This window comes from Micrococcus sp. HOU01 (genome assembly GCF_035609305.1).
GTDB classification, from domain to species: Bacteria; Actinomycetota; Actinomycetes; order Actinomycetales; family Micrococcaceae; genus Micrococcus; species Micrococcus luteus.
Map to the genome: position 1 here is coordinate 203,256 of NZ_CP141211.1, position 20,598 is coordinate 223,853.

General features: G+C 73.0%; 18 protein-coding genes. 11 read left to right on the top strand and 7 right to left on the bottom strand.

Annotated features, from left to right (window positions below; translation table 11 throughout):
• Nucleotides 1-447 precede the first annotated feature (447 nt).
• The gene (locus tag SOY78_RS00960; RefSeq protein WP_324701657.1) at nt 448-1,830 is read left to right on the top strand and encodes a ParB/RepB/Spo0J family partition protein; all 1,383 of its coding nucleotides are present in this window, start codon (nt 448-450) and stop codon (nt 1,828-1,830) included.
• A 117-nt stretch (nt 1,831-1,947) separates the two neighbouring features.
• Here SOY78_RS00960 and trxA read toward each other — a convergent pair whose 3' ends face one another.
• The 5 genes from trxA to SOY78_RS00985 all read right to left on the bottom strand — a co-directional run bounded on the left by trxA (nt 1,948) and on the right by SOY78_RS00985 (nt 8,229).
• Complete coding sequence (gene trxA, locus SOY78_RS00965) at nt 1,948-2,271, bottom strand: thioredoxin (RefSeq protein ID WP_010079782.1); 324 nt, start codon at nt 2,269-2,271, stop codon at nt 1,948-1,950.
• 97 nt (nt 2,272-2,368) lie between these two features.
• Complete coding sequence (trxB, locus tag SOY78_RS00970) at nt 2,369-3,370, bottom strand: thioredoxin-disulfide reductase (RefSeq protein WP_324701658.1); 1,002 nt, start codon at nt 3,368-3,370, stop codon at nt 2,369-2,371.
• Nucleotides 3,371-3,519: 149 nt separating this feature from the next.
• Nucleotides 3,520-5,661, bottom strand: a complete 2,142-nt coding sequence (locus SOY78_RS00975; protein WP_324701659.1) for a hypothetical protein — start codon at nt 5,659-5,661, stop codon at nt 3,520-3,522.
• Nucleotides 5,662-5,726: 65 nt separating this feature from the next.
• Nucleotides 5,727-7,571: a murein biosynthesis integral membrane protein MurJ gene (gene murJ / locus SOY78_RS00980; RefSeq protein ID WP_036384459.1), complete on the bottom strand. Its 1,845-nt coding sequence runs from the start codon at nt 7,569-7,571 to the stop codon at nt 5,727-5,729.
• Nucleotides 7,572-7,617: 46 nt separating this feature from the next.
• Nucleotides 7,618-8,229: an NUDIX hydrolase gene (locus SOY78_RS00985; RefSeq protein WP_010079786.1), complete on the bottom strand. Its 612-nt coding sequence runs from the start codon at nt 8,227-8,229 to the stop codon at nt 7,618-7,620.
• A 65-nt stretch (nt 8,230-8,294) separates the two neighbouring features.
• Between SOY78_RS00985 and SOY78_RS00990 the strand changes: the two genes are divergently transcribed.
• The 3 genes from SOY78_RS00990 (at nt 8,295) to SOY78_RS01000 (ending at nt 12,381) form a co-directional block, all read left to right on the top strand.
• A complete protein-coding gene (locus tag SOY78_RS00990; protein ID WP_324701660.1) occupies nt 8,295-9,746 on the top strand; it encodes a CCA tRNA nucleotidyltransferase in 1,452 nt (483 codons plus the stop codon).
• A 52-nt stretch (nt 9,747-9,798) separates the two neighbouring features.
• On the top strand, nt 9,799-10,098 hold the full coding sequence (locus tag SOY78_RS00995; RefSeq protein ID WP_036384463.1) for a DUF7218 family protein: 300 nt from the start codon (nt 9,799-9,801) through the stop codon (nt 10,096-10,098).
• Between the two features lie 144 nt (nt 10,099-10,242).
• A complete protein-coding gene (locus SOY78_RS01000; protein ID WP_324701661.1) occupies nt 10,243-12,381 on the top strand; it encodes an acyltransferase family protein in 2,139 nt (712 codons plus the stop codon).
• A 106-nt stretch (nt 12,382-12,487) separates the two neighbouring features.
• Here SOY78_RS01000 and SOY78_RS01005 read toward each other — a convergent pair whose 3' ends face one another.
• Entirely contained in the window at nt 12,488-13,573 is a 1,086-nt protein-coding gene (locus SOY78_RS01005; RefSeq protein ID WP_002857798.1) for an inositol-3-phosphate synthase, read from the bottom strand.
• 169 nt (nt 13,574-13,742) lie between these two features.
• Here SOY78_RS01005 and SOY78_RS01010 point away from each other — a divergent pair, with 169 nt between their 5' ends.
• Nucleotides 13,743-15,266 carry a glycosyltransferase family 87 protein gene (locus SOY78_RS01010; RefSeq protein WP_141842974.1) on the top strand — a complete coding sequence of 508 codons (1,524 nt, stop codon included), beginning with the start codon at nt 13,743-13,745 and terminating at the stop codon, nt 15,264-15,266.
• Here the strand turns inward: SOY78_RS01010 and SOY78_RS01015 are convergent.
• Nucleotides 15,257-15,586, bottom strand: a complete 330-nt coding sequence (locus SOY78_RS01015) for a hypothetical protein (protein ID WP_235186532.1) — start codon at nt 15,584-15,586, stop codon at nt 15,257-15,259. The genes SOY78_RS01010 and SOY78_RS01015 overlap by 10 nt on opposite strands.
• Nucleotides 15,587-15,692: 106 nt before the next feature.
• On the opposite strand from SOY78_RS01015, the gene SOY78_RS01020 reads away from it, so the two are divergent.
• The 6 genes from SOY78_RS01020 to SOY78_RS01045 all read left to right on the top strand — a co-directional run bounded on the left by SOY78_RS01020 (nt 15,693) and on the right by SOY78_RS01045 (nt 20,566).
• Complete coding sequence (locus tag SOY78_RS01020) at nt 15,693-17,180, top strand: M18 family aminopeptidase (protein ID WP_324701662.1); 1,488 nt, start codon at nt 15,693-15,695, stop codon at nt 17,178-17,180.
• Between the two features lie 308 nt (nt 17,181-17,488).
• Nucleotides 17,489-17,794: a 30S ribosomal protein S6 gene (rpsF, locus tag SOY78_RS01025; RefSeq protein ID WP_002857790.1), complete on the top strand. Its 306-nt coding sequence runs from the start codon at nt 17,489-17,491 to the stop codon at nt 17,792-17,794.
• A gap of 131 nt (nt 17,795-17,925) precedes the next feature.
• A complete protein-coding gene (locus tag SOY78_RS01030) occupies nt 17,926-18,525 on the top strand; it encodes a single-stranded DNA-binding protein (protein ID WP_324701663.1) in 600 nt (199 codons plus the stop codon).
• 233 nt (nt 18,526-18,758) lie between these two features.
• Complete coding sequence (gene rpsR / locus SOY78_RS01035) at nt 18,759-18,998, top strand: 30S ribosomal protein S18 (RefSeq protein WP_002857788.1); 240 nt, start codon at nt 18,759-18,761, stop codon at nt 18,996-18,998.
• 28 nt (nt 18,999-19,026) lie between these two features.
• Nucleotides 19,027-19,488 (top strand): 50S ribosomal protein L9, encoded by a 462-nt coding sequence (gene rplI / locus SOY78_RS01040; RefSeq protein WP_002857787.1) that lies wholly within the window; start codon nt 19,027-19,029, stop codon nt 19,486-19,488.
• A gap of 103 nt (nt 19,489-19,591) precedes the next feature.
• A complete protein-coding gene (locus SOY78_RS01045) occupies nt 19,592-20,566 on the top strand; it encodes an MFS transporter (protein WP_237069393.1) in 975 nt (324 codons plus the stop codon).
• The last annotated feature ends 32 nt before the right edge of the window (nt 20,567-20,598 follow it).

Sequence of the window (20,598 nt, forward strand, 5' to 3'; positions counted from 1 at the left end):
GTACCGTCCGCACGGAGGGCTGGTCGGCCGGGGAGCACATGAAAAACAAACTGAACAACCGTGATTCTGATACCGCCCGCTCGTCGACGCGGGCTCACGTTTCATGTGAAACGAGTGAACCTCGAGAGGGAACACGAGGAGGTCTTGAGGATTGCAGCGGGACCCTTCCGAAGCGCCCCCACTCGGAGTGTTCCACGTGAAACACTCACGCTCGCGGCAGGATGCTGTCCGCGCGCCCACATCCAGCCGTCCGGGCCCAATACGGACGTCTCACCCCAGAACCGAGGCCCGAACCTCGCCGCGCCCCTTGCACGTGTCAGGCCCTCGCGCGCCCCCCGGCGGTCAGGGCCAGAGCACCTTGAGAAGAGTCTTCCCGCCGCCCGGGACCATCGAGACCAGGCCGCTCACCTACACTGATCGCAGACCCACTCACTGCAGGAGGACCCGTTGAAGACGAGCCGTCGAGGAGGCCTGGGGCGAGGCCTCGGCGCCCTGATCCAGAGCACTGTAGAAGCCCCGGAAGAGAACGCCGAGGCCTCCTCCCCGAAGGACTCTGCGGTGTCGGTGAGGAGCGGCCAGAAGGCTGCCGAGGCAGCGGAGGCCACCACGACATCGACGCGGAGCACCGCGACGACCGAGACGTCAGGGAAGTCCAGCGAGCCTGCCCCGCCGGCCTCCCAGCGGAAGACCGCGGGCCGAACGACACAGGCCAGGAAATCAACGGCTGCGACTGGCCGGAACGCCACGTCCGCCACGAAGGCAGGGCCCACCTCGTCGAAGCGTGCCTCGCGACCCGCGCAGCGTCCCGTCGACGTGTTCTTCTCCGCAGACTCCGAGGATGCACCCGCGGCGCGGCCGACCAAGGGGCGTCCGGCCATGCCGACGGTGAAGGCGCCCAGCAAGAGTGCCACCTCCGCGACGTCGTCGAGGAAGGAACCGGCGGACTCGACCGCGGACCCCGTCGCGACCGAGGGGACCGTGTCCGCGGACATCGCGGTCCTGCGGGAGATCCCGGTGGGGGACATCCACCCCAACCCGCGGCAGCCGCGTGAGGTGTTCGACGAGGACCACATGGCGGAACTGGTCACCTCGATCCGCGAGGTCGGCATCCTGCAGCCGATCGTCGTGCGCGAGGTGGACGGCCCCACCCCCTATGAGCTGATCATGGGCGAGCGCCGGTGGCGCGCCACCCAGAAGGCCGGCCTGGACACCATCCCGGCGATCGTCCGCCAGACCCCGGACCAGGACCTCCTGCGGGATGCTCTGCTGGAGAACCTGCACCGCTCCCAGCTGAACCCGCTCGAAGAGGCCGCCGCCTACCAGCAGCTCATGGAGGACTTCGCCTGCACGCAGGAGGAGCTGTCCCAGCGCATCGGTCGCTCCCGTCCGCAGATCTCCAACACGCTGCGGCTGCTCAAGCTGCCGCCCCTCGTGCAGCGCCGCGTGGCCGCCGGCACGCTCTCGGCCGGCCATGCTCGCGCGCTGCTCGGTCTCACGGACCCGTCGGACATGGAGCGTCTGGCGCAGCGGATCCAGTCGGAGGGCTTGTCCGTCCGGGCCACGGAGGAGGCGGTCGCACAGCTGCAGGGCGGCCTCCGGCCGGGCCGCACCCCGCGGCGCAGCGCGGACGACGCCCGCCACGAGCGCCTGGACCACTACGCCACCGCGCTCACCAGCCGCCTGGACACCGCCGTGAAGATCACCCTCGGCGCGCGCAAGGGCCGCATCGCCATCGACTTCACCACCGTGGAGGACCTGAACCGCATCATGGACCTCATCCAGGGCGGCCAGGACGGCAAGGACAGCGAGGGGAAGGGCAAGAAGTCCTGATCCGGACTTCCCGCGGACGGCGTCCACGGGCACCCGCCGCTGGTCCTGAAGATCGACGCACGACGGCCCCGTCACCCTCTCGGGTGACGGGGCCGTCGTGGTGAGTGGGGGAGGGGCTCAGCCGAGCAGGGCCGAGAACTCCTTCTCCAGCGCGGCCTTGGGCTTGGCGCCCACGGACTCGGCGACCTTCTCGCCGTTCTGGAAGCCCACGACGAGCGGGATGGAGGTGACGCCGTAGCGCGCGGCGATGGCCGGGTTCTCGTCCACGTTGAGCTTGGCGATCACGGCCTTGCCCTCGTGCTCCACGGCCATGTCCTCCAGGACGGGCCCGAGCATGCGGCACGGGCCGCACCACTCGGCCCAGAAGTCCACGAGGACGGGCAGCTCGGACTGGAGGACCTTCTGGTCGAAGTCGGCGTCGGTGACGGTGATGGTGCTCATGGCAGCCTCCTGGGGGTTGTTCTGTGTCTGACGAGGATGGACAGGGGTGTTATCCACATGACTCATGACGCTCTGTCAGGGGTCATGGGTCAGTGGCTCATGCCGGAACCGCGTCCGACTCCGGGCCGGCCGGCGCGGCCTCCTCCACGTCGGCCACGGTCGCGAGGTAGTGCTCCACGTCCTGGGCGGCCACGCAGCCCGAGCCGGCGGCGGTGATGGCCTGGCGGTAGGTGTGGTCCGTGACGTCGCCGGCGGCGAAGACGCCCGGCTGGGAGGTCCGCGAGGACGGATGGTCGATGCGGATCGTGCGGTGCTCCGTGAGCTCCACCTGGCCCTGCACCAGGTCCGTGCGCGGGTCCTGGCCGATGGCCACGAACAGGCCGGTCACGTCCAGCGTGGACGCCTCGCCGGTGCGGGTGTCCCGCAGGTGGAGGGTGTTGACCTTGTCGTCACCGCTCACCTCCGTGACCTCGGTGTTCCAGCGGAACTCGATCTTCTCGTTCTCCATGGCCCGGTGGGCCATCACCTTGGAGGCGCGCAGCTCGTCCTTGCGGACCAGCACGGTCACCTTGGACGCGAACTTCGTGAGGAACAGGGCCTCCTCCATGGCGGAGTCGCCGCCGCCCACGACCGCGATCTCCTGCTCTCGGAAGAAGAAGCCGTCGCACGTGGCGCACCAGCTGACGCCGTGGCCGGAGAGGCGCTCCTCACCGGGCACGCCGAGCTTGCGGTAGGCGGAGCCGGTCGCGAGGATGACCGCGTGGGTGCGCAGCTGGGTGCCGTCTCCGAGCGTGAGCACCTTGGGGTTCGACGTCAGGTCGGCCTGCACGACGTCGTCGTAGACCACCTCCGTGTTGAACCGGCGGGCCTGGGCCTCGAGGTTCGCCATCAGCTCGGGCCCCTGCACACCCTCCGGGAAGCCCGGGAAGTTCTCCACCTCGGTGGTGTTCATCAGCTCGCCGCCCGCGGTCACCGCCCCGGCCACGAGGACGGGGGAGAGGTCGGCGCGGGCGGTGTAGATCGCCGCGGTGTATCCGGCGGGGCCGGATCCGACGATCACGACGTTGTGGACGCTCTGGTCCTGGGCGGTGGGGGCCACGGGTTCCTCCAGTGGATCGGGGTGGTGGGCGCTCCTCCAGGACAACGGCGGAGCCACGGGCGGGTATTCCGCGGTGTTGGGGTCGCGGTGCAGTCGACGTCAGGCGACGGCGGCCGGAAGGTCCGGCGCGCCGTCGCCCGGGCGCGAGGTCAGCGGACGGCGATCTCGCCGAGGCGCAGGCCGAACGGGAGGTCCGACGTCGTGCCCTCCAGCTGGGGCAGCGAGGTGAGGCTGACGATCACGTACTCGGCCTCGGCCTCGGCGCCCTCGAAGGGCACGGGGATGGAGACGGTGTCCTGGTCGAAGGTGCCGTTGCCGATCTCCTGGGCGTTCGCGCCCTCGGGGGAGTCGGCGATGTAGGCGAACCAGGCGCCACCGGTGGCCCCCGTGCTCTCCAGGGTCACCTCGTTCACCTCGGTGCGGTCCTCGAGCTGGACCACGAGGTTCATGCTCTCCACATAGCCGCCGAAGTTCGGCCGTGCGTAGGCGAAGGTGCGCCACACGGTGGTGGGGTCGCCGTCGATGAGGTTGGGCAGGTCCGCGTCGTGCTCGACCTCGTGCTCCGGCAGGTCCGGCACCATGCGCAGGGCCTGGACGGGCTTCGGGGCGGCCGCGGTGCTCTCGCTGGTCGGGGTGGGGGAGGGGCTGGTGCTCTCCGACGGCGACGACGTGTCCGATGCGGACCCGGACGACGCAGGCTCGGACGACGCAGGCTCGGACGACGCGGCCTGCGGGGCCGGTCCGCCGCGCAGGTTCTGGGCCAGCAGCACCCCGCCCACGACGAGTGCGGCGAGCAGGCCGAGCACGAGGACCAGAGCCAGCGGAGCGCCGCCGCGCTTACGGCCGTCGCCCTCGCCCGGGTCGGCCACCGTGGCGCCGTCGCCGCCCCCGGTGGTGGCCGGGGCGGCCTGGGCATCCGGAGCCGCGGCGGTGGCCGTTGAACCGGCAGCCGCGGCACCCGCCGCCGTTGTGACCCCGGTCCCGGCGGCCACCGGAGCGGCCGTGCCGCGGGACTCCTCACGGACGGTGGGCGCGGACTCGGCCACGATCGCTCGGCGGGGGACGGGGCGCTGGCGCCGCACCGGGATCGCCTCGGTGTCCGGGGCGACCGGCTCCGGCGCGTCGGTCTTCTCGGCCGCCACGGGCTCGACGGGCTCGGTGGGCGGCGTGGCCCCGTCCGCACCGTCGGCACCGGCGTCGGGGGCCTGCGCGGCGGCGGCCCCCGCCGCGACAGCCGGGAGTGCGGCGGTGCCCGCCTGGGCCTCGCGCTTCTCAGCCTCGCGCTCCGCGGCCTCGCGTTCCTGGGCCTCGCGCTTCTCAGCCTCGCGCTGCTCGGCCTCCCGGGCCCGCTCCTCCTCGGCACGACGGCGGGCCTCGGCCCGGCGCTCGAGCTCGCGGCGCTCGGCCTCCTCCCGCTCCGCGGCCAGCCGGGCCTGCTCGGCCTCCCGCTCGCGCGCGGCCCGCTCCTCAGCCTCCTGCTCCGCCTGGCGACGGGCGCGCTCGGCCTCGGCGCGGCGCTCCTCCTCGGCACGCTCCTCCGCCTCCCGACGTTCGCGTTCTGCGCGTTCGGCGGTTTCCTTGCGCTCCCGCTCGGCCCGCTCCGCGGCCTCCCGTTCGGCGCGGGCCTTCTCCTCGGCCTCCTTGCGCTCGCGTTCTGCGCGCTCGGCGTCCTCCCGCTCCGCCCGCTCGCGCTCCTCCTGCTGCTTCCGGGTGGCGGCGTCCGCCGCGGCCAGGGCCGACGCCCCGGCGGCCGCCTTCGCCGCGGTGCCGTCGGAGGGACGGACCCGCTCGGCGAGGCGCTCGGAGAGGCGGTTCAGGAACCCGGGACGACGCTGGGCCTCGTCCTCGTCCGCGCGGAGCCGCCGGTCGAGGTCGGTGTAGTACGTCTCGTCGTCGTCGTAGGCGTGGGGGTCTCCGGTCCGCGACTCGCCGAACAGCTCGGAGCCGAGGCTGTCCGTCTGGAACGGCTCCACGTACAGCTCCTGCGGGTACGCCAGACCCAGCAGGACGTCCGGGTCGGGGTCCCCGCCGGCGATCAGGTACGTGCGGCCCTCGGACAGCCCCAGGTCGAGCACCTGCACGTCGTCGGTGCGCTCGCCCGTGGCCAGCTCCCGCGCGGACGAGGCCACCTGCGTGGCGTTCTCACGTGAGGCCACGAGCACGGTGACGCGGCGGTTGAGCACCTGGTCCGTGCCCAGGAACACCATGTCCTGGTCCGCGGACGTCACCACGTGCTGGGTGATGCGATAGCGGCCGCCCAGGACGGCGCCGACGGCGATGGGCTGGGGCACGGGCTCTTCTCCTGACGACGGGGTCGGAATCCGATGATACGTGGCGTGGCCGTCGCGGCCAGAGATCAGCCGACGCGCAGCAGACGACCCAGCGCGGGCACGCGGGCGACGAGCGGCCGGAGGGCGTCGTCCAGCTCGGGGAACCGCATGGCCCGCAGCACCATCAGGTACACCGGACCCATCGCCACGGCCGCCACCGCGCACGTGAGCAGCGCCGTCCCGATGGAGTTCCACGCGAACCCGCCGGTGTACCCGCCCAGCAGCCACACGACGACGACGCCCGCGGCCGCCGCGGCCAGCGCGGCCAGGCCGGTCTGGACGTGGGCACGCAGCACGGATGCGAGGCCGTAGTCCCCGAACCGGCGCACGGTGAGCACATGGGTCAGGACGAACTGGTACACGTACGAGACGGACGAGGCGACCGCGACCCACAGGGCCATGGACCACAGCGGCAGCAGCATCGCGCCCGCCCACGAGAGCAGCAGCATCAGGAGCGAGCCGCTGACCTGGACCACCATCGGCACCTTGGCGTCCTCGGCGGCGTAGAACACGCGCAGCAGGTAGAAGGAGCCCGAGCGGAACGGGATGGACAGCGCCAGCGCGAGCAGGACCGAGCCCACCGCGATGCCGGCCACCATCGCCGTCTCGGCCGTCGAGCCGAAGACGCGGCCCAGGGGGCCCGCCAGGACCACCACGCCGGCGAGGCAGAACATCAGCGGCACGGTGAACGCGCGCAGACCCTGCGCCGTCGTGCGCCGCACCGCGGACATGTCCTGGCGGCCCATGGCGCGGGCCAACCGGTTGAAGAGCACGGTGGCCAGGGAGAGCACGAACACCGAATGGGGCAGCACGGCCATCAGCATCGCCATGTTGTACGCGGCCACACCGGGGATGGCCGCCTGCGCCATCTCGGCGCTCCAGGTCTCCGTGCCGGGGATGCGCAGCTCGCCGCGGTCGCGGGCCTCCGTGGCGGAGGTGACGTACCGCTGGCACAGCAGGAGCACCACGTTCGTGGCGACCATCGTGATCAGGGTGTACCCGGCGATCCGGCCGGTGTCCCGCAGGCCGATGCCCTTCCAGCCGAACCTCGGGCGCAGACCCAGGCCGAGCCCGCGCAGCGGCAGGAAGAGGATCACGGCCTGCAGCACGACGCCCAGGGTGTGGCCGCCGGCCAGCACGACCGTCTGTGCGCTCGTCCACCCGGCGAGGTCGTCCCCGGCCCGGTACGCCCCGAACATGCCCAGGTACAGCACGATCGCGCCGATCGCGACGACGTTGTTCAGCACCGGCGCCCACATGTAGGCGCCGAAGCGCCCGTTGGCGTTGAGCACCTGCCCCACCAACGCGTACATGCCGTAGAAGAACACCTGGGGCAGACACCACAGGGCGAACACGGTGGCCATCTCGAGCTTCTCCGGCGACCAGCCGCGGGTCAGGGCCGTCATGAGCGGGGCCGCCGCCAGCATGACCACCACCGTGCCGGCGAGCATCACGAGCGTGCCGAGCGTCATCAGGCGGGAGGTGTAGTCCGCGCCCCGGTCGGCGTCGCGGGCGTGCTTGATCAGCTGCGGCACGAGCACGACGTTGAACACGCCGCCCACCAGGAGCAGGTAGATCACGTTCGGCAGGGAGTTGGCGATCTCGAAGATGTCGGCCATGTCCGCGGACAGGCCGATCGCCACCGTCACCAGCGTCGCACGGACGAGGCCCAGCACGCGGGAGAGGAGCGTGCCGGAGGCCATGATCGCGGTGGACCGGCCGGCGCGGCGCTCGCCCTCGGGGGTCTCGTCCGCGGGGTCCACGGCGGCCGGATCCGTGGCGGGAGCGGGGTCCGTCGTCGTCGGCTCCTCGTCGGCGACGCCGGCGTGGGCGGGGTCCTGCGCTCGGCGCGGGGCGGGTCTACTGCTCAAGGGTCACCCAATCGTGGTCGGAAGGCCCCGTGCCGGGGGCGGTGGATCAGGGGCGGGGACCCCGGGCACCGCCCGGGGGGAAGTGCTGGTCGACCACCTGGCGGGCCAGGTCGACGATCCGGCGCTCGTTGGCGAAGGAGAGGCGGCGCGCGACGTCCTCGAGGCGCACCCATGCGACGTCCACGGCCTCGTGGTCCGGGTCGTTCTCCGTGGTCAGCTCGCCGCCCGTGGCGCGCAGCAGGAAGTGGTGCACGGTCTTGTGGACGCGGTGCCGGGCGACTGTGAACCAGTAGTCGATCGCGCCGAGCGGCTCGAGGATGTGGCCGGCGATCCCGGTCTCCTCCTCCACCTCGCGCACGGCCGCCTGCCGGTGGTCCTCCTCGCCCTCGGGATGGCCCTTGGGCAGGCACCACTCGAGCCGGCCACCGCGGTTGTAGCGGGCGATCACGGCCACCTCGAGGCCGCCGTCGTGCTCGCGGACGATGACGCCGCCGGCGGAGACCTCCTCCACCGTGGGCAGGGAGGCGGCTGCGGCGGAACGGGGTCCCGCGGGGGCCGAGGTGACGGGGCGCAGAGGCGGCTGCGGCCGGCGACGCCACGCCCCCAGCGCGGAGGGCAGGGGGGCGCCCCGGTGCGCGGAGGGATCGGGGCGGGTCATGCCGTCAACTCTAGCCCGGCCCGCGCGGGCCCGTGCCGGGACCGTCTGGCACCCTTGTAGGCATCATGGATCTGACCACCGCCACCCACGCGCTGCCCCCCGGCTTCCCCGCGGACGCCACCCTGCCCGCCGTCGTCGTGGAGCTGGGGCGGAGGTTCGAGGCCGCCGGCCACGAGCTCTCCCTGGTGGGCGGCCCGGTCCGCGACCTCTTCCTGGGACGGTTGTCGCCGGACCTGGACTTCACCACGGACGCCGACCCGGACGCGTCCGAGGCCGTCGGCGCCGGCTGGGCGGACGCCACGTGGGACGTGGGACGGCGGTTCGGGACCATCGGCTTCCGCAAGGCCGGCTGGCAGCTCGAGGTCACCACCTACCGGGCCGAGCAGTACGACCCGGCCAGCCGCAAGCCGCAGGTGGCCTTCGGCGACAGCCTCGAGGACGACCTGCTGCGCCGCGACTTCACCGTCAACGCCATGGCCCTGCGCCTGCCCGCCCTCGAGCTCGTGGACCCCTTCGGCGGCATGCGGGACCTGCACGCCGGCGTGCTGCGCACCCCCGGCACCCCTGAGGACTCCTTCTCCGACGACCCGCTGCGCATGATGCGCGCCGCCCGCTTCGCCTCCCAGCTCGGCTTCGCCGTGGCCCCCGAGGTGGAGCAGGCCATGACCGCGATGGCCGAGCGGATCACGATCATCTCCGCCGAACGCGTCCGCGAGGAGCTCGTCAAGCTCGTGTGCGGTGCGCACCCGCGCGCCGGCCTCGACCTGCTCGTGCGCACCGGCCTGGCCGACTACGTCCTGCCCGAGCTGCCCGCCCTGCAGCTCGAGTCGGACGAGCACCACCGCCACAAGGACGTCTACGCCCACTCCCTGACCGTGCTGGAGCAGGCCATGGAGCTGGAGGGCGAGTACGCGCCGTCGACCCCCGACCCCGTGCTGCGCCTGGCGGCGCTGCTGCACGACGTCGGCAAGCCGGCCACGCGTCGCTTCGAGAAGGGCGGGGCCGTCACCTTCCGGCACCACGAGACCGTGGGCGCCAAGCTCGTCCGCAGGCGGCTGCGTGCCCTGAAGTTCGACAACGACACGATCAAGGCGGTGGCCCGCCTGGTGGAGCTGCACATGCGGTTCTACGGCTACGGCGACGCCGGCTGGACCGACTCCGCCGTCCGCCGGTACGCCCACGACGCCGGCGACCTGCTGCCCCGCCTGCACGCGCTGACCCGCTCGGACGTGACCACCCGCAACCGGCGCAAGGCCGAGCGGCTGGCCCACGCGTACGACGACCTCGAGCGGCGCATCGCCGAGATCGCCGAGGCCGAGGAGCTCGCCGCCGTGCGGCCGGACCTGGACGGGCAGCAGATCATGGCGCTGCTGGGGATCCGCCCGGGCCCGGTGGTGGGCCGGGCCTACCGGCACCTGCTCGAATGGCGGCTGGACGAGGGCCCGCACGAGCAGGCGGAGGCCGAGGCCGAGCTGCGTCGCTGGTGGGCCGAGCAGCCGGAGGCCCAGCAGGACTGAGGCGGCGCGGCGGGCCTTCCACCCGTCGTCGGGCCGGGACCACACTGGCCGCATGGCTGAGAAGAAGACCGAGAAGAACGGCGCCCCCATGGGCCCCGGCACCTCCACCATCAAGGACCCCGAGGTCTACGAGGCGCTGCGCCGCGAGGGCGCGAGCGAGGAGAAGGCCGCGCGGATCGCCAACGCCTCCGCCCGGGACGGCCGGGACGAGGTCGCCGAGCGCGGGGGCGAGGCCGGCTCCTACGAGGACTGGACCAAGGACGAGCTCGCGAAGCGGGCCCGCGAACTCGACATCGAGGGCCGCTCCACCATGACCAAGGACGAGCTCATCGAGGCGCTGCGCAACCACTGACCGGCGCCCGCACCCCCGCTTCCGGGGGCGGAATCCGGTGCTTTGGGATTGGAATACCGCCGGAAACCGCCCCCAACGCGGTGGGTGGGCGGGGATAGCCGGAGGCTTTGGCCCATCCAGGTCCGGATGGGATGATCGACCGCTGTGAGTTCCGACCAGCGCACCGCGTCCGCGCCCCGCCATGCCCTGTCGCCCCAGGACGGCGTGCCCGCCGTCAAGGTCGGCACGCGGGTCAGTCGCGGCCCCGGCCGGGTGACCGCCCTCGACGGGCTGCGGGGGATCGCGGTGCTCGCCGTGCTCGTCTTCCACGCCTGGCCCACCTTCCTGCGCGGCGGGTTCGTGGGCGTGGACATGTTCTTCGTGCTCTCCGGCTTCCTCATCACCACCGGCCTGGTCCGTGGTGTGGACGCGGGCCGGGGCGTGGCGCTGGGCACCTTCTGGATGAAGCGCGTCCGACGACTCATCCCGGCCATGCTGATGGCGCTCGTGGGCACCACCGCGCTCGCGTGGCTGGCGGTGGACGAGTTCCCCGCGGGCCTGGGTCGCCAATGGTTCGGCGCCCTGACCTACACCAGCAACTGGGTGATGATCCTCGAGGGCGGGGACTACTTCAACCGCGCCTCGCCACCTCTGTTCGAGCACCTGTGGTCCCTGGCGATCGAGGAGCAGTTCTACATCCTCTGGCCCCTGCTCCTCTGGGGGCTGCTCCTGCTCACCTGGCCGCCGCGCAGCACGGTGAACTCGGGGCGGGTGGCGGACCGACGTCGTATCCTCGCGGTCGCGGTCGCGGCCGTGGCCTCCGCGGCGTGGATGGCCTGGGGCTCGTGGCACGGGTTCGAGCAGGCCCGCCTCTACTTCGGCACGGACACCCACGCCTTCGGCCTGCTGTTCGGCGCGTGCGTGGCGATCGGCCTGGCCCATGTGCCCCGGCCCGAGCACGGCGGCCCCGAGCCGCGGACCTCGGCCACGCGGGTGGCCGTCGCGTGGGGCGCCGTCGCGGTGCTCGCGGCGGGCTTCGCCCTGGTCGACGGCGGCCACGCGAGCACGTACCGCGGAGTGCTGGCGGGCCTGTCCGCCGTCGTCGCGTTCATCGTCTGGCACGTGGTGCAGGGCGACCGGCGCGACTCGCTCTCTCGCGCGCTGGGCAACGGGTTCCTGCGCTGGTGGGGGCGCCGCTCCTACGCCGCGTACCTGTGGCACTGGCCGCTGCTCGTGATCATGCGCGTGATGGTGCCCGTGGACGCCCCCGGGTGGGTCGAGCCCGTGGCCGCCGGCGCGATCCTGCTGCTGACCGCCCTGATCGCCGACCTGAGCACCCGGCTGATCGAGGAGCCCATCCTCCACGAGGGGTTCAGGGGTGCCTTCGGTCGCTGGGGCGCAGCCGCTCGGCGGGCGTTCACGGGCGGGGCCGGGCCGATCGGCCGGCTCGCGGCCGCCGCCACGGCGCTGGGGCTCGTGGCCGTCCCCGCGGCGGCCGTGGCCGCCGTGGTGCACTCGCCCGCGCAGACCCAGCTCGAGCAGGACATCGCCCAGGCGGAGGAGTCCCTCAAGGCCGCCGAGGCGGCCCAGCAGGCGGCCCGCGAGTCCCGGGCTGCGGAGCAGTCGAAGCGGGCCGAGGCATCGGCCTCGGGGGCACCCGGCTCGGCCGCCCCCGGGGACGCGGAGGGCTCCGCCGGCGCGACGTCCTCGCCCGGGTCGTCCGCCGAGCCGTCCGGGCTCGGGCTCGGCGACCCGGCCGTCACGCGCCCCACGTACTCCAAGGAGCAGCTCACCGCGGCCCTGCCGCCGTCCGAGCTCGGCACGGACGTCACCCTGATCGGCGACTCCGTCTCGCTCTCGGCCGCGCCCACGCTCATGGAGGAGCTGCCGGGGATGCTGCTCGAGGCGGAGGTGGGCTACCAGATCTGGGACGCCGCGGACGAGCTCGAGAAGCTCAAGGCGGACGGCCAGCTGAGCGACGTCGTCGTGGTGGCCCTGGGCGCCAACGGCACCACCCATCGGGGCGACTGGGAGAAGATCCTGGCGGCCGTCGGCGAGGACCGGCTGCTCGTGCTCGTGGTGCCGCACGGCCCGATGGACTGGATCGCGGACGTGCAGGTGCAGATGGCGGCGCAGGCCAAGGCCCACCCGGACCGGATCGTCCTGGCGGACTGGGACGCCGCGGCGAAGCAGCACGTCACGGACTTCTCCGCCGACGGCGTGCACCCCCGCGCCGACGGCCAGGCCATGTACGCCCAGCTCGTCCGGCTCACCATCGAGGACCGGCTCGGCGCGCGGCGCTGAGCGCGGTGGCCGGGGCGGCACGCGCCCCCACGACAACGCCGGCCCGTCACCTCCACGGGGAAGGTGACGGGCCGGCGTCGTGCACGGTCCGCGGGGACCGGGCTCGTCAGCGCTCGATGTCGCCGCGGATGAAGGCCTCCACAAGCTCGTGCGCCGCGTCGTCGTTGTGCTGCACGGGCGGGGACTTCATGAAGTAGGACGAGGCCGAGAGGATCGGCCCGCCGATGCCGCGGTCCAGGGCGATCTTCGCGGCGCGCACGGCGTCGATGATCACGCCGGCCGAGTTGGGGGAGTCCCACACCTCGAGCTTGTACTCGAGCGAGACGGGGGCGTCGCCGAAGTTGCGGCCCTCGAGGCGCACGAACGCCCACTTGCGGTCGTCGAGCCAGGCCACGTAGTCGGACGGGCCGATGTGCACGTCCTTCTCGCCCAGCTGCGCGGAGGTGTTGGAGGTGACGGCCTGCGTCTTGGAGATCTTCTTGGACTCCAGGCGCTCGCGCTCGAGCATGTTCTTGAAGTCCATGTTGCCGCCCACGTTGAGCTGGTAGGTGCGGTCCAGGGTGACGCCGCGGTCCTCGAACAGCTTGGCCATCACGCGGTGGGTGATGGTGGCGCCGATCTGGGACTTGATGTCGTCGCCCACGATCGGCACGCCCGCGGCGGTGAACTTCTCGGCCCACTCCGGGGTGCCGGCGATGAACACGGGCAGGGCGTTCACGAACGCGACGCCGGCGTCGATCGCGGCCTGGGCGTAGTGCTCTGTGGCCAGCTGCGAGCCGACGGGCAGGTAGCAGACCAGCACGTCCACCTCCGCGTCGCGGAGGGCCTGGGCCACGTCCACGGGCTCGGCCTCCGACTCCTCGATGGTCTCGGCGTAGTACTTGCCGAGGCCGTCCAGGGTGGGGCCGCGCTGGACGGTGACGTCCGCGTGGGGCACGTCCGCGATCTTGATGGTGTTGTTCTCGGAGGCGGTGATGGCCTCGGACAGGTCGAGGCCGACCTTCTTCGCGTCCACGTCGAACGCGGCCACGAACTCGAGGTCGGACACGTGGTAGTCGCCGAACTGCACGTGCATCAGGCCTGGGACCGTGTCCGTGGCCTTCGCCTCGCGGTAGTACTCCACACCCTGGATGAGGGATGTTGCGCAGTTGCCCACGCCGGCGATGGCGACGCGGATGGGATTGGTGGCCACGGTCTGGTTCTCTCCTCGACTGTCCGGAACGGGTGCGGGCACGCGGCGCGCGCACAGGGGGCCCACACCGTTCGGCGGAGCGCTCACCCGGGGATCAACCACGCCAGTCTACGACCGACGACGGCGGCCCCGCCCGTCCGGTGTCCGGGCGGCTTCCTAGGATGGGGGCATGAGACCGGCCCCCGCGCACGCCGCGACCCCCAGCGAGCCGCCCACTCACGCCGCGGACGGCGCCCCGAGCGACGCCGTGACCGCCCCGGGTGTCCCCGCCGGGCGTTCCGCTGACAGCGCACCGTCCGGGACCCTGCCCGCCCCCGGCGAGCGCGGCGGACGCTTCCAGCTCGCCGGCGGCCTCGCGGCGAACGGCCCCGGACGGGGGACCGGCTCCTGGGCCGGGCCCGTGGCGCTGACGGGGCTGCTGGTGGCTCTGGCCGCCGTCGTGACCGTGCTGCAGAAGTCGCCGTGCCTGCTGCACGGCTGGGGCGCCCCGGACGTCTACTACGCGGGCTGCTATTCGGACTGGGCCGCGCTCTACGGCGGGCGCGGGTTCGCGGCGGACCCGTGGGCGCCGTTCCGGGCGGGCTCCACGTTCGAGTACCCCGTGCTGATGTCCGTCGTGGGCTCGGTGGCGGCCTGGATCACGCAGGCGCTGCCGTTCTCGCCGGAGCAGGGCACGGTGGTGTTCTGGCTCGTGAACTTCGGGTTCGTGGTGGTGCTGTGGGCCGTCGTCGCGGTGCTGACCGTCCGGATGGCGGGGCGCCGGTGGACGGACGGGCTCATGGTGGCCGTGGCCCCGGGGATCGTGCTGGCCGGCACCATCAACTGGGACCTGTGGGCCGTGGCCCTGCTGGCGTGCGGCATGTACGCGTGGTCGCGCGGCCGGTCCCTGACGGCGGGGGTGCTGTTCGGCCTCGGCGCGGCCATGAAGCTGTATCCGCTGCTGATCCTGGGGCCGCTGCTGATCCTGGCGGTGCGCTCGCGGCGGTGGCGGCCGTTCCTGCTCGCGGCCGGGGGCACGGTGGCGGCGTGGGCGGCGGTCAACGTGCCGCTCATGGCGGTGAACTTCCAGGCGTGGTCCGTGTTCTTCACCTTCTCCGGCGAGCGCGGGCCGGGCCTGTCCAGCGTGTGGCACGCGTGGGACGTGACCGCCGCGCAGGCCGGGTGGGCGTTCGTGCCGGAGGACTCCCTCACCCTGCTGGCCTACGGCACCTTCGCGGTGTGCTGCCTCGGGATCTTCGTGCTCGGCGTGCGGGTGCGGCACACCCCGCGGCTGGCCCAGCTGACGTTCCTGGTGGTGGCGGCGTTCGTGCTCACCAACAAGGTGTACTCACCGCAGTTCGTGGTCTGGCTGATCCCGCTCCTGGCGCTCGCCCTGCCGCGGTGGCGGGACTTCTGGGTGTGGCAGACGGTGGAGGCGCTGCACTTCTTCGCCGTGTGGATGTACTTGGCCAAGGGGGTGGCCGAGACCCCGCCGCAGCACTCCATGGACGACTCCGTCTACGTGGCCGCGATCCTCGCGCACATGCTCGCGGTGCTGTGGCTGTGCGGGCGCGTCGTGTGGGAGATGCTGCACCCGGCCGAGGACCTCGTGAAGCGCGACCACGGCGGCCACCCGGACACCGACCCGCTCGCCGGCGCGTACGCCGGACCGGCCCGGGGGCGCTCAGGCCGACCGGCCGCGGTTCAGGCGTAGTCCCAGCGGTGGATCGGGCAGTCCGGGGACGACGGCGGCGTGCTCGTCCCCGCCTCGGCGGCGCCGCCCTCGCGGGGTGGCGGGCAGACGCACTGCGCCCCGGAGGCGGCCGTGGCCGCCTTCATCTGTTCGCGCCACATCACGTGGGGGTCGGTGGCCGGGTCCGCGGCCGCGCCGGGGTGCGCCGGACGCGCGGCGCCGTCGTCGTGGGCGGGGGCGCGGGCCGCGTCCCCGTCCCGGGTGAAGCCCATCCGCACGATGGCCCAGCCGCCCACGGTCCACGCCACCAGGAGGAAGACCCCCACGGCGACGGCGATCATGATGTCCACGGCGGGCTCCTCCTGCGCTGACGGGGCGGGCGATGCGGCGGGCCCGCTTGCGGGCCAGGGTAGTCGGACGGGGTGGTGGGGGCGGTACGGTCGGGGCATGACCCCCGTGACCCGTGACACCGCCGCCGAGCTGCCCGCCCACCTGCGGGACCTGGCCGAGTTCGTGACCGCCTCGCCCTCCAGCTACCACGCCGCGGAGGAGGTCGCACGCCGCCTGGAGGCCGTCGGCTTCACCCGCCTCGACGAGACGGCCGACTTCCCGGCGGCACCGGGCGGCTACGTGGTGGTGCGCGACGGCGCGGCGGTGGCCTGGATCGTGCCGACGGGCGCCGGGGCGCTGGGCCGCCACGAGGGTGCTGAGGCGCGCGCGGCCGGGCCGGACGAGGCGGGGCAGAGCGCCGGCGTCGTGCCGGTGTTCCGCGTGCTCGGCGCACACACGGACTCGCCGGGGTTCAAGCTCAAGCCGAACCCGGCCACCGTGACGGCCGACGGCTGGGTGCAGGCCGGCGTCGAGGTGTACGGCGACCCGCTGCTGAACTCGTGGCTGGACCGCGAGCTGCGCTTCGCCGGGCGTCTCGCCCTCGACGACGGCACGCAGGTGCTCGCCGCGACCGGGCCCGTGGGGCGCATCCCGCAGCTGGCCATCCATCTGGACCGCGAGGTCAACGAGGGGCTGAGGCTGAAGCGGCAGCGGCACACGAACCCCGTCGTGGGGGCGCTCGCCCCGCGCGGCGAGGACGCCGGCGAGGCGGAGGTCGACGGTCTGGCCGCCCGCGTGCCCGGTGACGTGCTGACCGCGCTCGCGGCCGCCGCCGGTGTGGACCCGGCCGCGGTGCGTGGGCACGACGTCGTGGTGGCCGACGCCCAGGAGCCGGGACTCTTCGGGCTGGCGGGCGAGTTCTTCGCGTCGGGTCGGCTGGACAACCTGAGCTCGGTGCACGCGGGCCTCGTGGCGCTCGAGGAGCTGGCGCGCGAGCACGGCGGCGCCGAGGGGGCGATCGCGTACGAGGGGACCGTCGCGGGCGGGGTGGCCGGTGAGGCGGCCGGCGCCCCGGTGATCCCGCTGCTCGCCGCGTTCGACCACGAGGAGCTGGGGTCGGCGTCGCGGTCCGGGGCGGCCGGGCCGCTGCTCGAGGACGTCATGGGGCGCGTGCTCGAGGCGCTCGGCGTGGCCGGGCAGGGCCGGGCGCGGGCGATCGCGGGGTCCTGGCTGCTGTCCGCGGACGCCGGCCACCTGGTGCACCCGAACTACGCCGAGCGGCACGACCCCGTGAACCACCCGCGCGTGAACCACGGGCCGCTGCTGAAGATCAACGCCAACCAGCGCTACGCCACCGATGCCGGGGGCGAGGCCGCGTTCGCCCGCTGGTGCGGTGTGGCGGGGGTGCCGTTCCAGGAGTTCGTCTCGAACAACGACGTCCCCTGCGGCTCGACCATCGGCCCGATCTCGGCGACCCGCCTGGGCATCCGGACCGTGGACGTGGGCCTGGGCCTGCTGTCCATGCACTCGGCGCGCGAGATGTGCGGCGTGCGGGACGTGGAGCACCTGACGGCGGCCGTGCGGGAGTTCTTCCGCGGGGTGTGAGGCTGCGCGTGGGGGCGGCGCGAGCCAGAGATTTCTGCTCTTGGATGGCCGCGAGCCAGAGATTTCGGTCGTAAAAGCGGCCGGAAAACGACCGAATCGTCTGGCTCGCGGACTCGACGCGCGGGAGGCGTCGGCGCGGGAGGCGCCCGCGTACGTGGGCGCCGCGCCAGTGCCCCTCCCTCGAACTGCTAGGATGGGTCAGGTTGTCTGTGTGCCGCCGAAGAGCGCGGAGCATCACACGGACGACGAGCACAGAACCTCCTGCCGCGGAGAGACCGCGGCCGCAAGCCCAGAGGAGGTGGGTTCGCATGCGTGCTTATGAGCTGATGGTGCTGATCGACCCTGAGGTCGACGAGCGCACCGTGGAGCCGACCCTGAAGAAGTACCTCGAGGTCGTCACGAACGCCGGCGGCACCGTCGACAACATCGACGTGTGGGGTCGCCGCAAGACCGCCTACGAGATCCAGAAGAAGTCCGAGGCCATCTACGTGGTCGTCAACTTCCAGTCGGAGCCGGCCGCCACCCAGGAGCTGGACCGTCTGCTGAACCTCAACGAGACGATCCTGCGCACCAAGATCATCCGTCCGGAGGAGCAGAAGATCACCGCTGAGTGATCCTCGTACCGTGTCCGGAGGGTCTGAGAGCATCGGATCAGTCCCCGACGCCCCACCGGAACCCCGCTGAGCAGTCCCGGATCCCCGGATCCGGTCACTGACCGGCAGAACCCCCGAAGACAGGAGTGACCATGGCAGGCGAGACCGTCATCACCGTGGTCGGCAACCTCACCGCCGACCCGGAGCTGCGCTTCACCCCGAACGGCGCGGCCGTCGCGAACTTCACCGTCGCGTCCACGCCCCGCACGTTCGACCGCCAGACCAACGAGTGGAAGGACGGCGAAGCGCTGTTCCTGCGCTGCTCGGTCTGGCGCGAGGCCGCGGAGAACGTGGCGGAGTCGCTGACCAAAGGCATGCGCGTGATCGTGCAGGGCCGCCTCAGGGCGCGCTCCTACGACAACCGGGACGGCAACCGTCGCACCAGCTGGGAGCTGGACGTGGACGAGGTCGGCCCGGCGCTGCGGTTCGCCACGGCCAAGGTCACCCGCGCCCAGCGCGGCGGTGGCGGCGGCGGTGGCTTCGGCGGCGGCCAGCAGGGGGGCGGCTTCGGCGGAGCCCCGGCCGGCGGCGGCTTCGGGGGGAACAACGACGGCGGCTTCGGCGGCGCCCAGCAGGGCGGCGGCTGGGGCGGCCAGCAGCAGGGCGGCGGCCAGGCCGCACCGCAGGACCCCTGGTCCGGCGGCGGTGGCGGCGGATGGGACACCCCGTCCTCCAACGAGCCCCCGTTCTGATCCTGCGCTGACCGGGCGCGGCCCCCACGGCCGCGACGGACACGGAACACCACGGACCTCTCCGTCCGGGCGCACCTCGCCCGGAGGGCCGCCCCCCCGGTGGCCCATCCCACCCGCGACCCGGCACCGCCGGGCCGCACTGCACACGGCCCCGTGCCCGGCACGGGACGCCGCGTGATCCCATCCCGCAGAACCGTTCTGCGGGCTCCAGAGAACTCTGAAGGAGCACCACGATGGCGAAGGCTGAACTCCGCAAGCCCAAACCGAAGTCCAACCCGCTCAAGGCCGCCAAGATCACCGAGATCGACTACAAGGACGTGGCCCTGCTGCGCAAGTTCATCTCCGACCGCGGGAAGATCCGTGCCCGTCGCGTGACCGGCGTGACCGTCCAGGAGCAGCGCAAGATCGCCCAGGCCGTCAAGAACGCCCGCGAGGTGGCCCTGCTGCCCTACGCCGGCGCCGGCCGCGGCTGATCGAGCGAGCGAAGGAAGGAACACCCAGATGGCAAAGCTCATCCTGACCCAGGAAGTGGCCGGTCTCGGCACCTCCGGTGACGTGGTCGAGGTCAAGAACGGGTACGCCCGCAACTACCTGCTCCCGCGCGGTTTCGCCACCGTGTGGACCAAGGGCGGGGAGAAGCAGGTCGAGTCCCTGCAGAAGGCACGCGCGGCCCGCGCCGTGGCGAACCTGGAGGACGCGCAGGCCCAGGCCGCGCAGCTCCAGTCCGCCACCGTGAAGCTCGAGCGCACCGCCGGTGCGGAGGGTCGCCTGTTCGGCGCCGTCCAGACCGCCGACGTCGCCGAGGCGATCGAGGCCGCCGGCCTCGGCTCCGTGGACAAGCGCTCGATCACCCTGCCGGCGCACATCAAGTCCGTGGGCAACCACGAGGCCCAGGTCCGCCTGCACGAGGACGTCATCGCGACCGTCCAGCTGCAGGTCGTGGCCGCCAAGGCCAAGAAGTGATCATCCGCTTCTGAGCCCGTCGCGTACGCGACGCGCACCCGAGGCCCCGGTCCGCTCTTCACGAGCGGGCCGGGGCCTCGTGCCGTGGGGGAACATGGAGGTCATGCCCTCCGCCCCACCGCCCTCCGACCTCGCCGGCTCGGCGGCGGTCCCGCGCCCGCCGCTGTGGACGCGCCCGTTCATCCTCGTCAGCGCGACCTACCTGTTCGTGGCGATGATCTTCTACACGCTCATGACCGCCATGGCGCTCTACGCCGTCACGTCCTTCGGCGCGTCGGACGCGGAGGCCGGCGTCGTGGTGGGGGCGTTCGTGCTGGGCGCGGTCCTCACCCGCATGACGACGACGCCCGCCACCTTCGCGTGGGGGCGGCGGCGGGTCCTGCTCGTCGCCTTGGCCTGCTACGTCCTCACGACGGCGGCGTACCTCTGGGCGGACTCCCTGGCCGCACTGACCGTGGTACGGCTGCTCAACGGCATGTGCTTCGGCGCGGCCGGCACCGTGCTGGCCACGGCCGTGCAGCGGATCGTCCCGCCCGTGCGCCGCTCCGAGGGCACCGGCTGGTTCTCCACGTCGATGACGCTCGCGGGCGCCGTCGGGCCGATGGTGGCCCTGCAGCTGAGCACGGCCGTCGGCTACGACGCCCTGTTCTGGGCGTGCATCGGCTTCACGGGCATGGCCCTGCTGATCGCCCTGTTCCTGCGCGTGCCCGAGCCGCCGCTGGCGGGCCGGTTCCGGCTGCACCGGGCGGACGTGTTCTCCGCGGAGGTGGCGCCGGCGGCGGGCGTGGCCCTGGCCTCCGGGTTCATGTACGGCGGCATCCTCGCGTTCATGGCCACGTTCGCGCAGCAGCAGGGCTACCCGGCGATGGTGCCGAGCCTGTTCTTCCTGCTCTTCGCCGCGGGCACCATCGTGGGCCGTGCCGTCGTGGGCGTGCTGCACGACCGGCACGGGGACAACGCCGTCGTCTACCCGATCCTCGCGGGGATGGCGGTCTCCTACGCGGTGCTGGCGCTGCTGCTCTACTACCGGCTCGTGCACGGCGGCCGGGCCATCGCCCGGCGCCCGTCCCCGGCCTGAGCGGGGCGGCTCCGGCGCGCGGCCAACGCCCC

Excerpts from the sequence above, each read along its gene's own strand:
- SOY78_RS01020 (WP_324701662.1), top strand. The coding sequence starts at position 15,693 with ATGACCCCCGTGACCCGTGACACCGCCGCCGAGCTGCCCGCCCACCTG.
- trxA (WP_010079782.1), bottom strand. The coding sequence starts at position 2,271 with ATGAGCACCATCACCGTCACCGACGCCGACTTCGACCAGAAGGTCCTC.
- SOY78_RS01015 (WP_235186532.1), bottom strand. The coding sequence starts at position 15,586 with ATGATCGCCGTCGCCGTGGGGGTCTTCCTCCTGGTGGCGTGGACCGTG.
- SOY78_RS00990 (WP_324701660.1), top strand. The coding sequence starts at position 8,295 with ATGGATCTGACCACCGCCACCCACGCGCTGCCCCCCGGCTTCCCCGCG.
- SOY78_RS01030 (WP_324701663.1), top strand. The coding sequence starts at position 17,926 with ATGGCAGGCGAGACCGTCATCACCGTGGTCGGCAACCTCACCGCCGAC.
- SOY78_RS00995 (WP_036384463.1), top strand. The coding sequence starts at position 9,799 with ATGGCTGAGAAGAAGACCGAGAAGAACGGCGCCCCCATGGGCCCCGGC.
- SOY78_RS00985 (WP_010079786.1), bottom strand. The coding sequence starts at position 8,229 with ATGACCCGCCCCGATCCCTCCGCGCACCGGGGCGCCCCCCTGCCCTCC.
- rpsF (WP_002857790.1), top strand. The coding sequence starts at position 17,489 with ATGCGTGCTTATGAGCTGATGGTGCTGATCGACCCTGAGGTCGACGAG.
- SOY78_RS01045 (WP_237069393.1), top strand. The coding sequence starts at position 19,592 with ATGCCCTCCGCCCCACCGCCCTCCGACCTCGCCGGCTCGGCGGCGGTC.
- rplI (WP_002857787.1), top strand. The coding sequence starts at position 19,027 with ATGGCAAAGCTCATCCTGACCCAGGAAGTGGCCGGTCTCGGCACCTCC.
- rpsR (WP_002857788.1), top strand. The coding sequence starts at position 18,759 with ATGGCGAAGGCTGAACTCCGCAAGCCCAAACCGAAGTCCAACCCGCTC.
- SOY78_RS01010 (WP_141842974.1), top strand. The coding sequence starts at position 13,743 with ATGAGACCGGCCCCCGCGCACGCCGCGACCCCCAGCGAGCCGCCCACT.